The 15,681-nt window shown below is 44.4% G+C and carries 12 protein-coding genes; 7 read left to right on the top strand and 5 right to left on the bottom strand.

The window, feature by feature from the left end; all coding sequences use genetic code 11:
- The first annotated feature begins 357 nt into the window (after positions 1-357).
- The gene (gene mepA, locus JC606_RS12810) at positions 358-1,197 is read left to right on the top strand and encodes a penicillin-insensitive murein endopeptidase (RefSeq protein WP_137408907.1); all 840 of its coding nucleotides are present in this window, start codon (positions 358-360) and stop codon (positions 1,195-1,197) included.
- A gap of 264 nt (positions 1,198-1,461) precedes the next feature.
- A complete protein-coding gene (locus tag JC606_RS12805) occupies positions 1,462-1,770 on the top strand; it encodes a hypothetical protein (RefSeq protein ID WP_008223900.1) in 309 nt (102 codons plus the stop codon).
- Positions 1,771-1,812: 42 nt separating this feature from the next.
- On the opposite strand, the gene JC606_RS12800 is transcribed toward JC606_RS12805, so the two are convergent.
- From JC606_RS12800 to rdgC, 3 genes are all read right to left on the bottom strand, one after another.
- Positions 1,813-2,067, bottom strand: coding sequence for a YfhL family 4Fe-4S dicluster ferredoxin (locus JC606_RS12800; RefSeq protein WP_004740368.1), 255 nt, complete (start codon positions 2,065-2,067; stop codon positions 1,813-1,815).
- Positions 2,068-2,095: 28 nt separating this feature from the next.
- Positions 2,096-3,499 (bottom strand): prephenate-dependent tRNA uridine(34) hydroxylase TrhP, encoded by a 1,404-nt coding sequence (gene trhP / locus JC606_RS12795; RefSeq protein WP_061033314.1) that lies wholly within the window; start codon positions 3,497-3,499, stop codon positions 2,096-2,098.
- Between the two features lie 204 nt (positions 3,500-3,703).
- A complete protein-coding gene (gene rdgC / locus JC606_RS12790) occupies positions 3,704-4,618 on the bottom strand; it encodes a recombination-associated protein RdgC (protein WP_137408908.1) in 915 nt (304 codons plus the stop codon).
- Between the two features lie 194 nt (positions 4,619-4,812).
- Between rdgC and phoB the strand changes: the two genes are divergently transcribed.
- From phoB to JC606_RS12775, 3 genes are read left to right on the top strand one after another with little or no spacing between them, the layout of a single operon-like run.
- Positions 4,813-5,502: a phosphate regulon transcriptional regulator PhoB gene (gene phoB / locus JC606_RS12785; RefSeq protein ID WP_004735064.1), complete on the top strand. Its 690-nt coding sequence runs from the start codon at positions 4,813-4,815 to the stop codon at positions 5,500-5,502.
- A 33-nt stretch (positions 5,503-5,535) separates the two neighbouring features.
- Positions 5,536-6,834: a phosphate regulon sensor histidine kinase PhoR gene (gene phoR / locus JC606_RS12780; protein WP_102424693.1), complete on the top strand. Its 1,299-nt coding sequence runs from the start codon at positions 5,536-5,538 to the stop codon at positions 6,832-6,834.
- Between the two features lie 17 nt (positions 6,835-6,851).
- Complete coding sequence (locus JC606_RS12775) at positions 6,852-7,808, top strand: PstS family phosphate ABC transporter substrate-binding protein (RefSeq protein WP_008223911.1); 957 nt, start codon at positions 6,852-6,854, stop codon at positions 7,806-7,808.
- A gap of 46 nt (positions 7,809-7,854) precedes the next feature.
- On the opposite strand, the gene ppx is transcribed toward JC606_RS12775, so the two are convergent.
- Positions 7,855-9,366 (bottom strand): exopolyphosphatase, encoded by a 1,512-nt coding sequence (ppx, locus tag JC606_RS12770; protein ID WP_137408909.1) that lies wholly within the window; start codon positions 9,364-9,366, stop codon positions 7,855-7,857.
- Positions 9,357-11,453 (bottom strand): polyphosphate kinase 1, encoded by a 2,097-nt coding sequence (gene ppk1 / locus JC606_RS12765; RefSeq protein WP_137408910.1) that lies wholly within the window; start codon positions 11,451-11,453, stop codon positions 9,357-9,359. The genes ppx and ppk1 overlap by 10 nt, the downstream gene beginning before the upstream one ends.
- Positions 11,454-11,652: 199 nt before the next feature.
- Here ppk1 and JC606_RS12760 point away from each other — a divergent pair, with 199 nt between their 5' ends.
- Positions 11,653-13,869 (top strand): ABC transporter permease subunit, encoded by a 2,217-nt coding sequence (locus tag JC606_RS12760; RefSeq protein WP_137408911.1) that lies wholly within the window; start codon positions 11,653-11,655, stop codon positions 13,867-13,869.
- Between the two features lie 101 nt (positions 13,870-13,970).
- Complete coding sequence (gene pstA, locus JC606_RS12755; protein WP_061033308.1) at positions 13,971-15,680, top strand: phosphate ABC transporter permease PstA; 1,710 nt, start codon at positions 13,971-13,973, stop codon at positions 15,678-15,680.
- Position 15,681 lies beyond the last annotated feature (1 nt).

The following is a 15,681-nucleotide window of genomic DNA, read 5'->3' as shown; positions in this document are numbered from 1 at the left end:
GAGCAGCGGATTCCAAATCCGCGTGTTGGGAGTTCGAATCTCTCCACCCCTGCCATATACGAAGCCTCAGCAGAAATGCTGGGGCTTTTTTACGTCTGTTGCTTCTGCAAAGCAATGTTGGGAGCTGTAGCGCCAGCCCGGTCGAATCTCCGGAGTGCCGGCTCACCCCTGCTATATTTAAGGCTCTAGTCGAAAGACTAGAGCCTTTTTGCTTTCTTAAGTTGAAATACTTCATAACCCCCTTTCAGCTTCTTCTATCTCAAATTTCTCTCTGCTCCCAAAAAGTTGCCAATAATCGTAAACTGTTCTCAAATGCCGACTAGTATAAATAATATGCATCACTTACATGGAACGGTTATGAGGTTATCTTTTGTTTTAGTTGCCCTGTTTTATTCATTTTCTTCTTTAGCAACCCCTTGGGAGAAAGAGAAAAGCCCGACGACAAACTCGACCTCATCGATCGGCAGTTACGCTAACGGCTGCTTGGACGGTGCAAAGGTTTTACCGATTAATGGTGTTGGCTATCAGATTATTCGTCCCCAAAGGGAGCGTTACTATGGTCACACAGAGGCTATTCAGTTTGTTGAAAGGCTCGGCGTGACAACAAGTGAGCAATTGAACACGAATCTATTGATTGGTGATATCTCACTTCCTCGTGGTGGACGCTTTTCATCTGGGCACTCAAGCCATCAAACTGGATTAGATATAGACATATGGCTGAGGTTAACGGACAAAAGGCTCTCTGAGAACGAACTCGCCGTTCCTAAGCCAGTCAGTGTCGTCGATCTTACTAACTACAAGCTTCGCCAGTCTAATTGGACTAACGACCATTTCCAAGTGATTCGCCATGCCGCTAAAGATGAAAAAGTGGTGCGCATTTTTGTTCATCCAGTGATTAAGCAGGCTCTTTGCGAGCAGGAAGTTTCTGATGTTAAACAAAGAGGGTGGTTAGGCAAGATCAGACCGTGGTGGGGACATCACTCTCACTTTCATGTTCGCTTAAAGTGCCCTGAAGGTAGTGCCAATTGTATCCCTCAAGCTAAACCTCCTAAAGGTGATGGTTGTGGCGAAGAGCTCGCGAGTTGGGCGCCAAAGACAATCCCTGTTCCTCCTCCTAAAAAGGTAGCCACCAATAAGAAAAAAAAGAAAATTCAAGTCATACCTAGTCAATGTTTAGCCTTGATTTCGAATAAGTAATCGAATTATCAATGGCTTATTAAGGTGGTAATGCCACTCGTTTTGTCGACTCTAAAAACTGGAGAAATGTCACACTTTTGTCTAGAGTTTATAAATGCGACATTAAGAATATCGTTTGATATTGAAAGCATTAATTTGAATAAAACAGCGACAATTTGACTGGGCTAGGTCAGGAGTAAGTGTTTGGGGTGAAAGATGCGGCTTATGTGTAGTATGTGAAATCAGAGTCTGATACCCGTAGATAGATAATTCAAGGATAAGACTATGACTATGATTTGTGCAAAGGAATTTTCAGAATGGTTAAGACATAGGTTCAGCACTGAGAATGCGGGTATTTCTATTTCAAGAGATGATATCAACCAATTAACAGGCAGACAGCGACTAGACCCTAGCTTTGTCAACGATGTACATTATGAATTGATGCAGTATGGAATGGCATTTGTGACAGATACCGGGCGGGAAAACTTTTATCTCGTTCCTGTATCACAGTCGATAAATTGGCGAGAGCGACTCGAATATCAATTTGAAAAAGAGTTATTCTGCAACATTTATCCCATCGAAAAATCCGGATAAGAAAAAGGTTCAACTTAATGATTAAGTTGAACCTTTTCTCTTTTAGGTCAAGCCTTGAATGATAACAAACTTCTCTAGTAGCTCGTCTTCAGTTTCAATATGGTTTGGGTCGGTGATGATGCACTTGGTAATTGGGCATACAGACTGACACGTTGGCTTCTCATAGTGACCTTTACATTCAGTACATAAATCTGGGTCGATTTCGAAGATGCTGTCACCCATAGTGATTGCGCCATTTGGGCATTCAGGGTCACACATATCGCAGTTTATGCACTTGTCAGTGATTAACAGAGCCATAGCTTACTTCTCGGTTTTCTAAGTAAAGTTACTTACCAGATGCGTTGCGTGTATCTTGGCCTTCGCTCAAGTTACGCATCAACAAGCCGTACTCTAAGTCTAGATCAGCTGGTACAGGGATGAATACAAAGTGACCGTTGCCTTTTGCGTCTTCAACGGCTTCAGACTTACGGTTTTCCATCATCTCTAGTGTGAAAACAACGTTACCTTTTGGTGTCATCATTTCCAAGCTGTCGCCTACTAGGAACTTGTTTTTCACTTCTACTTCCGCTAGATCGCCACGGCGTTTACCTGTGAATTCGCCAACAAATTGTTGAGTATCAGAGATAGAGTAACCGTACTCGTAGTTTTGGTAAGTGTCGTGAGTGTGGCGACGTAGGAAGCCTTCAGTGTAGCCGCGGTGCGCTAGGCTCTCTAGAGTACCCATTAGGCTTTCATCAAATGGCTTGCCTGCTACGGCGTCATCGATAGCTTTACGGTAAACTTGTGCAGTACGAGCACAGTAGTAGAAAGACTTAGTACGGCCTTCGATTTTCAGTGAGTGAACACCCATCTTCGTTAGACGCTCAACGTGCTGGATTGCACGAAGGTCTTTTGAGTTCATGATGTAAGTACCATGCTCATCTTCAAACGCAGCCATTTTCTCTTCAGGCTTGTGTGACTCTGAAAGTAGAACCACTTCATCTGTTGGTTTACCTAGACCTAGTGTGTTGTCTGGACGTTCGTCTTGAACTTCAACATCCTGAATCTCTACACCAGTAGGGTTTGCTTCAACGATCTGACCGTTTTCGTCTTCTTTTGCCGCTTCAGTTTTGTATTCCCAACGACAAGCGTTAGTGCAAGTACCTTGGTTAGGATCGCGTTTGTTCATGTAACCAGAAAGTAGACAGCGACCAGAGTACGCCATGCAAAGTGCACCGTGAACAAAGATCTCTAGTTCTGTTTCAGGACAGTGTTCGCGGATCTCTTCGATCTCTTCAAGTGATAACTCACGAGATAGGATGACACGCTCAACGCCTTGTGTAGCCCAGAATTTTACAGTTGCCCAGTTTACAGCGTTAGCTTGAACTGAAAGGTGGATAGGCATTTCAGGGAATGCTTCACGAACCATCATGATAAGACCAGGATCAGACATGATAAGAGCGTCTGGGCCCATATCAACAACTGGCTTAAGGTCGCGAATGAAAGTTTTTAATTTAGAGTTGTGTGGCTGAATGTTACATACAACATATAACTTTTTGCCTTGAGCATGAGCTTCATCGATACCGATTTGTAGGTTTTCGTGGTTGAACTCATTGTTACGAACGCGAAGGCTGTAACGTGGCTGGCCCGCGTAAACCGCATCAGCGCCGTAGGCGAATGCGTAACGCATGTTTTTAAGGCTTCCTGCCGGTGATAATAGTTCAGGTACAAATGGTTTTTGTGTAGTCATTGCTTCGTTCTCTAATCTGATCTCAAGTCAGGTTGATACCACCAAGTGATATCAAAGGGGCGCAAATTTTACGCTAAAATGAGTCTGGTTGATAGCCCTAAAGATAGCAATGATATTAAGAAGAGAGTGAAGGGATAAATATACAGCGGGAAATGTAGGGAAAATAAGCTCAGGCACGGAGCACCTGAGCTTTGGAGATACCGATTAAGCGTTCGGTTGAGTTAATCCACCTAGTGATTCGAATAGATTCGGAAGGAACACGCTGAACTCACCACATAGCAATGAGAAATCTGCATCAAAGCGTGCAGCTTGGTCCTCACGGGGAATATCGTCGTTCTCATCTTTAAGTTCATCGCTAAACTTCAGGCGCTTGATACTGCCGTCTTCAGCCAGGATGAATTCAATGCGATCTTGCCAGTTGATAAGCAGCTTGGTTACCACTTTATTTGCTTCGATGTGGTTTTTAATCTCGTCGGCTTCTAGCTCTTGTTTTTTAACTCGAACAATACCACCGTCTTCTTGAATCGACTTAAGCTCAGCTTCATCAAGCATTGTAATGCCTTGAGGCGTATCACCTGATTTAACCCACTCGGTTAGTGTTGTTTCTATCGCTTGCTCAGGAATAGCTGGCACGACTGGTAGGCTACCCATTGTTTTACGCAGCAGAGCTAATACGTCTTCTGCTTTTTTGTAGCTGCTTGCATCAACAACAATGAAACCTTCTTTTGGCATGATCAGCGCGTATGTGAAGTTACTGCGGCTGAATGCGCGAGGAAGGAGATCAATGATGATGTCTTCTTTGAGGCTGTCTTTCTCTTTCTTTTTAAGAGGAGTGCCAGACTCAGCTTCAAGTGTTTCGATTTTTGCATTCAGTGACTCTTTAATCACAGATGCTGGTAGCATTTTCTCTTCTTTCTTTGCACAGACGAGAATGCGGTTCTCTGATACGTGCGTCATCATATCGCCATGTTTACCCATTGCGTGCACCCAACCAAATTTCTGTTTGTCTTGGCTACCACAAGGAGTAAAGCGGAATTCTTCAAGTTGTTTCTCTAGCTGATCTGCGTTGAAATCAATATCACGGTTGAAGCGATAGACTAGGCAATTTTTAAACCACATATATTTTTCTCATACCTTTTTAGAAGTGCCTCATGATATGAGATCTAATTCGATTTGTCCTTAGCTCTGTATCAAAAGTTATAAAGTGAAACGTTTGAGACAGTTATATGAAAATTTGTTTTCAAAGGTCACAAAAGTGTCATAATTAACTCAGATAATGCAATGCGTTGATTAAATACAAAGGCTATTCAATTATGTCGAGAAGGATTCTGGTCGTTGAAGATGAAGCACCTATTCGTGAGATGCTGTGTTTTGTACTTGAACAAAAAGGCTACCAAGCAGTAGAGGCTGAAGATTACGATACAGCGGTAAACAAGCTATGTGAACCTTTCCCAGATCTAGTATTACTAGATTGGATGCTACCTGGTGGTAGCGGGATAAACTTTATCAAGCACATGAAGCGTGAAGAGTTAACTCGCAACATCCCAGTGGTGATGCTAACAGCTCGTGGTGAAGAAGAAGATAAGGTTCGCGGTTTAGAAGTTGGCGCTGACGACTACATTACCAAACCGTTTTCGCCAAAAGAGCTTGTTGCTCGCCTTAAAGCGGTGATTCGTCGTGTAACACCAACGGCATTGGAAGATGTGATTGATGTACAGGGCCTTAAATTAGACCCAGTATCACACCGCGTGACCGCAAGTGAAGGTCCAGTTGATATGGGACCAACAGAATTCAAAATGCTGCATTTCTTTATGACGCACCAAGAGCGTGTATACAGCCGAGAGCAGCTGCTTAACAACGTTTGGGGTACCAATGTTTACGTTGAAGACCGAACGGTTGATGTACATATTCGACGCCTGCGTAAAGCGCTTGAGTCTGCAGGTCACGATAAGCTAATCCAAACGGTTCGTGGCGCTGGCTACCGTTTTTCTACAAAGGCTTAATGTGGCTTCGCTGCCCAGTTTACGGAGTCCTGAATGGTTGAAAAGTTAACCTGGAAAAAGCTGGCTTGGGAGCTGGCTTTTTTTTACGCACCATGGGTTTTAGTCGGATGGATATTCGGTTACCTACCTTGGTTACTGCTGGCTGCTACGGTATTGCAGCTCGGCTGGCATCTACACAACCAAATGCGTTTGTCCGCATGGCTGTGGGATGAGAAGCGTCTAACTCCACCTTCAGGCTCTGGGAACTGGGAATCTCTGTTTAACGGTATTTATCGTATGCAGCAGAGACAGCGTCGCAAACGCAAAGAACTGACTAACCTTATCCGCCGTTTCCGTAACGGTGCAGAATCGCTTCCCGATGCCGTTGTGGTATTCCGCGGTGAAGGCAATATCGTTTGGTGTAACAAGCTAGCTCAGTATTTGCTGGGCTTTCGTTGGCCAGATGATTCAGGTCAACCGATCTCGAATTTGATTCGTTCTCCAGATTTTATTAAGTACCTTAATAAGCAAGATTTCTCTGAGCCATTAGAGATGCCTTCTCCATTGAATGTGGAGCGTATGCTCGAGCTGCGTATTGTGCCGTATACCGAGGGTGAACACCTGATGGTGGTACGTGATGTGACCCAGCTTAAGCAGTTAGAAGGCATGCGCCGTAACTTCTTCGCTAACGTTTCTCATGAATTGCGTACGCCGATGACCGTCCTTCAAGGTTACCTTGAAATGACCGAAGATCCAGACATGATCGTTGGCCCAATGTGGACCAAGGCGCATGGCGTAATGACTGAGCAGCTCAATCGAATGAACAGTTTGGTTAATCAATTACTCACGCTTTCGAAAATTGAAGCGGCGCCAATGCATGAGTTGGATGAAGTGGTCAACGTTCCGGCGATGCTTGAGGTTCTTGAGAAAGAAGCGGCGAGCCTTAGCGGTGAGCGAGAACATAAACTTGAATTTGATATCGATAAGAGTCTGCGAGTTCTTGCCGACGAAGACCAATTGAGAAGTGCGATATCGAATTTGGTTTATAACGCGGTTAAATATACACCCGCAGGTGCAACGGTCAAAGTGCGTTGGTATCAAACCAGCCAAGGCGCGTGCTTAGATGTGTCAGATACTGGTGATGGTATTGAGCCTCAACACTTACATCGACTCACAGAGCGCTTCTATCGTGTAGATAAAGCCCGCTCTCGTGATACCGGTGGTAGTGGTCTTGGATTAGCGATTGTAAAGCATGCGCTTAGCCACCACGATTCACATCTCGAAATTCAAAGTGAAGTGGGCGTCGGCAGTCGTTTCCATTTCACGTTGCCAAACCGATTGACTGTGTCATGAATGACTTAATACACAGGATGCGTTTGCCAATTGGTTCACTGTTAGCGATGGTATTGGCGTGTCCAAGCTTCGCTGAGCAGAGTGTTGAGTCATTGCCTGATTATTCCAAAGTTCCTGGTATCTCTGGAAGCTTGTTATCGGTCGGGTCTGATACTTTGGCTGGGATGACGACATTGTGGGTAGAGGAGTTTAAATCCTACTACCCGAATGTGAACGCTCAGGTCCAAGCATCGGGCTCTTCTACTGCGCCTCCTGCATTGACGGAAGGGACTGCTCACCTTGGCCCTATGAGCCGACCAATGCGTTTACGTGAAGTGGAAGCTTTTGAAAGAGAGCATGGCTATAAGCCAACTGCATTACGAGTCGCTATTGACGCAATCGGGCTGTTTGTCCACCGAGATAACCCTATTGAAGGGCTTAACTTTCGTCAGATTGATGGCATCTTTTCTGAGACATTACGCTGCGGAGCAACAAGGCCCCTCAATAACTGGCAAGATCTCGGAATCGATCAGCCATGGGCGAAACATCGATTCCAATTGTTCGGTCGCAATTCTGTATCGGGGACTTATGGATACTTCAAACAGAATGCACTGTGCGGCGGTGACTTTAAAAATCGTGTGAATGAGCAACCTGGTTCGGCTTCAGTCGTTCAGTCGGTCGCTTCATCCATCAGTGGGATTGGCTACTCGGGCATTGGCTACCGCGTAGCAGGTGTTAAGCTGATTCCTATTGCAGAGCACGGCTCTAATTATGTTGAGCCTACGCGTGAGAATATCTTGAGTGGTGATTACCCTCTATCTCGTTTTCTCTATGTGTATGTGAATAAGCATCCGGATAAACCACTTTCTCCGGTTGAGAGAGAGTTCCTTACTTTTGTATTCTCAAAGCAGGGACAAGAGCTTGTAGAAAAAGATGGCTATTTAGCGATACCGTCTGAGTTCGCAGAGCAAGAGCTCGCAAAAGTTGGGTTATAGCTCAAACTCAATATACAGATAGCCTACTTGCGGTAGGCTATTTCCCTCATTTCAAATCTAAACACCAACCGGCATTTTTCCAGCGCTGCTGTTCTTCTTTTAACTCGTAATCGAGTAGTTGGTTTGTATCTAACCAGTCACTATTTTCGCCAGTCAAACTCCAATGGTCATCCATTTTTATGGTTAGCTTTATATTGGGCACTGGTGCTTGGCTGCGTTGTCGATTGAGTAAGATTGCCAGCCTAAGTATTCGTATCATCAGCGTCACTTGTTGCAACGAAAACAGTGCTAATGTTGGCAAGTCTGGCAGCTTGAGCGCTTTTCTCTGATATCGAACGATGACCGAGATAAGTCGTTGCTGCTCAGTATTAAAACCGGGCATTGTGGTATGTCTAATCAGATAGGCTGAATGGCGATGATACCCTTGAAATGCCACGCTTTGGCCCACTTCATGCAGCAGTGCAGACCAACCAAGTAAGTCAAACAACTCAGCGTCTACAGTGCCCTCCAGTTGTGTTTTTGCTTGCAGTAATAGTGTGTGAGCTGTCTCTTTGACTTTTTCGGCGTGCGTTAAGTCAACATGATAGCGAGAGAGCAATGTTTCTGCGGTACGAGACCTTATATCAAGGCTCTTGAACTTATCTTCCATGTCATACAGAACGCCTTCTCTCAATGCTCCGTCAGACACATACAACTCATCTATATTTAAGCTATCCATGACAGCGGAAAGAATCGTGGCACCTGCAGCAAAAACGGGCTTTCGTTCATCGCTTAAACCCAACAGCTTGATGCTTTCTACAGATGAAAACTCCTTTAGATGGTTTTTAAGATAAGTAAGCCGTTGTGGAGTGATGTACTCATCGATAAAGCCCAACCCTTTGAGTGCCTCTTTTATAGATTTCGCTGTGCCAGATGAGCCAAAAGCGATTTCCCAAGAGGTGGATTGGTAATTCTTAATGACTGGTGTTAATAGTTGAATCGCAGCGGTATAAGCAGTAGCAAAATGCTGTGAAGTTAACTGATTATCACTAAAGAACCGCTGAGTAAAACTGACGCACCCCATCGGCAAGCTATGCATGACATCGGGTGTGAAGCCCTGTCCGGTCACTATCTCAGTGCTTCCACCACCAATATCGATAACGAGCTTTGATTTGGAAGCGGTTTGAGTGTGTTCAACCCCGTTGTAAATCAATCGTGCTTCTTCTTGCCCTGAAATGATCTCGATGGGAAAAGGGAAAATGAGTTTGGCTTGTTCGATAAAGGTGTTTGAGTTCTTTGCTTTTCGTAGGGTATGGGTAGCTACGACTCTGACATCGTCTATCTCAAAATCAGTGAGTCGTTCAGCGAATACTTTTAGACACTCTAGCCCGCGATGAATCGCTTGGTCTGATAGTTGGTGGTGTTCACCCAACCCATCACCCAACCGTACTTTCTGTTTATGTCGGCTGACGAGTTGTAGGTGTTTGCCAAACACTTGAGCAACCACCATATGAAAGCTGTTCGAACCTAAATCGATAGCTGCAATGCATCTGGATTGTTTGTCGTCACTTAGCGGCATGATTTCTTCTCTTGCTTGTGCTTTTTACGAGCTTGCTTCTCTATATGTTTAATATAGTGGTAAGTAGCGAGTTGTGACGTGGAATGCGTAAGTTGAGTTGTGGTTGAAGGCTTGTACTGATTGGTCATCGTATGATCGATCATCCGCGCCTTATGTTTGTCATCAAAATGAAACTCGGTGATATCAATGATAGTTTGCTTGATCTTAGAGTCCAAAATTGGCGTTGCTACTTCAATTCTATGGTCAAAGTTTCGAGTCATCCAATCGGCGGAAGAGATGTAAACCTTGGGTTTTCCGGCATTGTTGAAGATCATCACTCTTGGGTGCTCAAGAAAACGATCGACCACACTGATGATCTCAATATTGTCACTGACGTTTGGTATTCCCGGAACCAGTGAGCACATACCACGAATGATCATTCTTACTTTTACGTTGGCTTGGCTCGCTAGGTAGAGCTTTTCAATGATTTCGCGATCCACTAAGTTATTGAGCTTTAAAGTTATACTCGCAGGCTTACCCTCTGAGGCATTCTGGATCTCTTTATCGATCAGCTGATACAGACGCTTTCTGGTATTTTTAGGTGAGACTATCAGCTGTTTGAACTGCGTTTTTTGATACGGGTTTTCGATGTATTTGAAGACTTGGCGAACTTCATGCGTGAGCTCTGGGTTTGCGGTAAGTAACGAGAAGTCGGTATAGACACGAGCAGTGATTTCATGAAAATTGCCTGTACCGATATGAACATAACTCTCCATAGCCTTACCGTTCTTGCGCTTGATGAGTAGCAATTTTGAATGGATTTTTAGACTAGGGATACCATAAACCACCTTCACTCCTGCTTCTTGGAGTCTCTTTGCCCACTGAATGTTGGCTTGCTCGTCAAAGCGGGCTTGAAGCTCAACCACCACGGTGACTTTCTTGCCATTGTGGGCCGCATCAATGATCGAGTTGAGTAACTTAGAACCTTCAGCAACACGGTAAACGTTGATCTTGATGACCGTTACTTTGGGATCAAACGAAGCCTGCCTGACCAGTTCGGTAATGTGATCGAAAGTATGGTACGGGTAGTGCAATAAGATATCGCGAGCTTTGATCGCTTCAAAATAGTTACTGTAATGAGCAAACGACGCACACTTAATCGGTGAGAGAGGCGCGTTAACGAGATCATCTCGATTGAGGGCTGGGAAATCACAGAAGTGCTTAAAGTTTTGATAACGACCGCCAGAGAGTACGCTGTCATAGTCTGATAGTTTGAGCTTGATTCGCAAGAAATTCAGCATCTCTTGTGGCATCTCGGATTCATAGATCAAGCGTATCGGCAGCGCTGTTAAACGTTGTTCAATGCCAATCGACATCGATTCTAAAAGGCTGCAGTTACTGTCTTCTTGTAGGTCATAGTCTGCATCACGTGTCATTTTGATGGCGAAGCAACGCAGCGAATCGTATTCGAAGAAGCCTTTAAGTAAGTCGTCTAGGCAGAAACGAACTATATTATCTAACAAGATCAGGGTAGTACGTTGTGAGTCTGACGGACTCGGCAATTTTACAAATCGAGGTAAAGCGTCAGATGGAATCTCTAACAGAGCGTATTGAGATGATCCATTGTGTTCAATATCGATAGCTAAATAACTTTGTTCGTCTTTGAGGATATTGAGCAGTTGGCTATCTTCGTTAAGTAGCAAAGGCGTAAGATGCGGGAGTATTTTCTTTCTAAAGTATTTTTTTAGCCAATCACTCTGCTCGGCATTAATTTGCTGTTCATTAACCAAAAAAATACGATTACGTGCCAATTCGAGCAACAACTCTTTGTAAAGTGAATGAAAACGAACATCCAGCTCATTCGCCTTCTGTTGCATCTGAGTCAGCAAGGTTTTTGAAGTGTCAGAGTTGGACTCAGTATCTTGCAATAAGATCTTGCGTTTTACGTCGGAAAATCGGACTTTGTAGAACTCATCGAGATTTTTTGAGTAGATCCCTAGAAAACGAACTCTTTCGATCAAAGGGACAGACTTGTCAGCTGCCTCTTGAAGCACTCTTTCGTTGAACGATAACCAGCTAAGTTCTTTTGCGACATAGTCTTTTTCCATCGTATTGTTGATCCTTGAATGCTGACTATTGGGAGACTAGTTTAATTTATAACGTTAGCGCTCACAAAAGTAATGATCTTTGGATAATAAAAAGGGTGAACAAACTTGTTATTAGTTTCAGTTGTTTAACGTAGCTTGTAATATAATTGTCATCTAAGATACATATTATGTCAGCAGCTAAAAAAAGGTAGATAAACAGATGGCTTCAGCCCAATTTTCATTGAAAGAGCGCGACAAAAAAAGATGGTTGAAAGATCGTCTCGTCCGTTTTTCGGTGACATGCGGCGGTGTCAGTGTTTTAGCTGCCTTGGTTTTGATCTTCGTATATCTAGCAATGGTCATTTTACCGGTATTTTCCGATACTGGTTTAGAGACTGATCAAGCGGTTAAAACCGTTGTGGTAGATAAGCCTATCGCACTATCGGTTGATGAGTACGGTCAACACGCCTTTACTGTCGAAAAGTCTGGTTTGGTTCAGTTTTGGGACCTAGACTCGCAAAATACACACTCTTATTTCGAACGAAGCGTATTAGCAGATCCTATTGCCTTCTCTCGAAATACCCCTGCTGAAAATTGGTTTGCTTTTGCCGATAGCGCAAGCAATATCACTTTCTTCTACCCTGAGTATAGTGCGCCTGTACTCCAAAAGGGCGCTGAAGCTGAACCAAAAATCGAGCAAGTTACTCTGCCTCAACCCTTCTTAGCCGACGAACCAGCAAACGGCGCGTTGATCGATAAGTTCGTATTCTCTAAAAGCGGGCGCGATATTACTGTTGCCGCTCAGTTAACTGACCAACGAGTGCTAGTGAAGTGGTACCAAAGCGACTTGGCTGGTGGCTATGTATTAAAGAATAGTCAATGGTTATCGGATAAGCTTGGCGCGCAGCAGCAGTTATTGATGACACCTGATGGGCAGACTTTATACCTTCGAGCAAAGTCTGACTTAGTGGTGCTAAAGCTCGCTGAAAAAGGGTTTGATGTCCGTGAGGTGATCGACCTGAGTTTGAATGACGCCAAACACGGTGTGAAAAGTATCGATTTGTTGTCTGGTGCTTATTCGTTGTTGGTTACGCATCAGGATGGGCAAGTTTCTCAATGGTTTGATGTACTTAAAGATGAAAAGCGCAGTCTAACCCATATTCGAGATTTCCAGCTCGCTGAAGAAGTACAATTTATCCTGCCAGATACTTACCGAAAAGGTTTCTATAGCTTCTATAAAAACGGCACATTACAGAGCCATTATACGACCAGCGAAAAGTTGTCTCTGTTTGAGCGTGCGTTTGATAAGTCACCTCAATTGGCTGCGATGTCGGCTAATGAGCTACATTTGGCAACATTGATTGATGATAAAATCAGTGTAGCGAAAGTCGACAATGAATATCCTCAGATTTCATTTTCATCGCTGTGGCAAAAAGTCTGGTACGAGAGCTATCCAGAGCCACAGTATGTATGGCAATCAACCTCCGCTAATGATGACTTTGAAGAGAAGTTCAGTTTAGTTCCGATCACCTTTGGTACCATCAAAGCTGCGCTATTTGCCATGATGTTTGCGGTACCTATTGCTGTACTGGGGGCTATTTATACCGCTTACTTTATGTCGCCACGCATGCGACGAGTAGTGAAGCCGTCGATTGAGCTAATGGAAGCTCTGCCTACCGTAATCATTGGTTTCCTCGCGGGTCTATGGTTTGCGCCAATCGTTGAAACTCACTTAACTGCTGTATTCTCTTTGATGGTAATGTTGCCTCTGAGTGCTTTGATTACAGGACTTGTTTGGTTCTGTTTACCTAAAGTTGTGACAAGTCGTTTCTCTAATGGTTGGCATGCACTCATCTTGATACCGGTACTGATTGCAACGGTCGTTATGGTATTCGCCGCGGGAAACAGTATCGAAGCCTTGTTGTTTAACGGTGATATACGCACTTTCCTAGCTGGTTATGGGATTGATTTTGACCAACGTAATGCTCTAGTAGTCGGTTTCGCGATGGGTTTTGCTGTCATCCCGACAATTTTTACGATTGCTGAGGATGCGATTTTCTCTGTGCCGAAGCACTTGTCTGATGGTTCACTCGCGCTTGGTGCTACTGCGTGGCAGACCCTAATTTATGTTGTTTTACTGACAGCCAGCCCCGGTATTTTTTCGGCGGTTATGATGGGATTAGGGCGAGCTGTTGGTGAAACCATGATCGTCCTGATGGCGACAGGCAACACGCCAATCCTTGATTGGAATATTTTAGAAGGGATGAGGACACTATCCGCGACCATTGCTGTCGAACTTCCAGAATCGGAAGTGGGTGGGTCGCATTTCCGTTTGCTGTTCTTAGCTGCGCTATTGCTGTTTATTTTTACCTTCGCTGTGAACTCGCTAGCGGAGTGGGTTCGACAAAGATTGAGAGATAAATATCGTGCTTTATAGTGTTAATGCGTCACCTCAATCTGAATCTAGGCCTGCAAAGCTTTGGGGCTTAGCAAACTGCATGTATCGTTGTTCTATGTATCACTGTCAGGTAACACATGATGAATAGGCTCAAGTCGTTATTGTCATGGGTTAAATCTGGCTCGCCATGGATCTGGCTAACCGGTGGGGCAGTGAGCATCAGTATGCTTTCGGTTCTTGGTTTGATGCTCCTGATCGGCTGGAAAGGGCTGACCTACTTTTGGCCTGCGCCCTTGTATCAGTGGCAAGTCGATTCTAAAGATATGTCTCTGGTTGTTGACCTTGATGAAACCGTCTCTCAACAAGATGTGTTGATCGGTCAGCTGTATGAACGCAAATACATTCCAATAGAGCAAGTTCCTCAGGCGCACGATCTACTATCACCTCAAAACATCGCTACAGGGCTGATACAACGTTTGAGCATCAAGGTGGCGAATAGAGAACTCTATCCTGCTGATTTCGTTTCGATTCTAGATGTGAACTTATTGGAGCCAACCACGCCTCGAGATTGGGCTGTTATAGAGCGTAGCCGCGGTGGTTACTTTTTTGGTAAGCCGGTTGGCTTTAAAACGGCATCGGGAACTTTTTATACCGATATCGACCAAAAGCTTAAAGATGGGTTAGCTTTCGCTGACACCTTGCGCGCTGAAACGTCACGTGTGGTAAACCAAGAGATACGCAATATCAGTTGGCAGTTGGAAAACTTACGCCTAGAAAAGCGCAAGTTAGAACTGAATGAGTCTGTCAGCGATGAGTATCTTAAAACGTATACCGCAACTAGGCTTGAGCTCAATAAGCAGTTAGATGAAGCCGAAATCAAGCTAGAGCACCTCAGAACACAGCTAAATGTTGAGAGTCTGCTTGTTGAAGATATGACGGGTGAGCAGGTTGAAATCTCGCTCAGTCATATTCTGGATTACTGGTACCCAAACAATATGTCTTATCTTGAAAAGGTTGGACATTGGGGCCATCAAGTGTGGAAGTTTTTATCAGAAAACCCACGAGAGTCCAATTCAGAAGGCGGCGTTTTCCCTGCTATCTTTGGTACAGTGTTACTGGTTATTCTGATGTCGATTGTGGTGATGCCTCTTGGGGTAGTGGCGGCGATCTACTTACATGAATACGCGAAAAACAACGCTCTTACACGTTTGATTCGAATCGCGGTTATCAACCTAGCCGGTGTACCTTCAATCGTATATGGCGTTTTTGGTTTAGGCTTTTTTGTTTATACCATTGGTGGCTCGATCGATACCCTGTTTTATGCAGAGCGACTACCTGCCCCTACCTTTGGTACGCCAGGTCTACTTTGGTCTGCACTGACTTTGGCTGTGTTAACGCTCCCAGTTGTGATTGTGACGACCGAAGAGGGGTTAACACGTATCCCAAGTTCGGTAAGGCATGGTTCTTTAGCGCTCGGCGCGACTCAATTTGAGACCTTGTGGCGCATTGTTCTGCCTATGGCAAGCCCTGCGATAATTACCGGCTTGATCTTGGCGATAGCAAGAGCTGCGGGGGAAGTGGCTCCATTAATGCTGGTGGGTGTTGTAAAACTTGCATCAAGCTTGCCTGTTGATAGTCAGTTTCCGTACATACACTTAGATAGAAAGTTCATGCATTTAGGCTTTCATATCTATGATGTTGGATTTCAAACATCGAATATAGAGGCTGCGCGCCCATTGGTGTATGCGACTTCGTTTTTATTGGTTACGGTTATCGTGGGACTGAATTTAACGGCGATTAATATCCGTAATAACTTACGTGAAAAGTACCGAACCTTAGGACAAGATTAAG

This window comes from Vibrio sp. IB15 (genome assembly GCF_016406055.1).
In the GTDB taxonomy this organism is placed as follows: domain Bacteria; phylum Pseudomonadota; class Gammaproteobacteria; order Enterobacterales; family Vibrionaceae; genus Vibrio; species Vibrio chagasii.
Note: the sequence above shows the minus strand (reverse complement) of the source record. Positions and strands in the feature narration are given on the sequence as shown.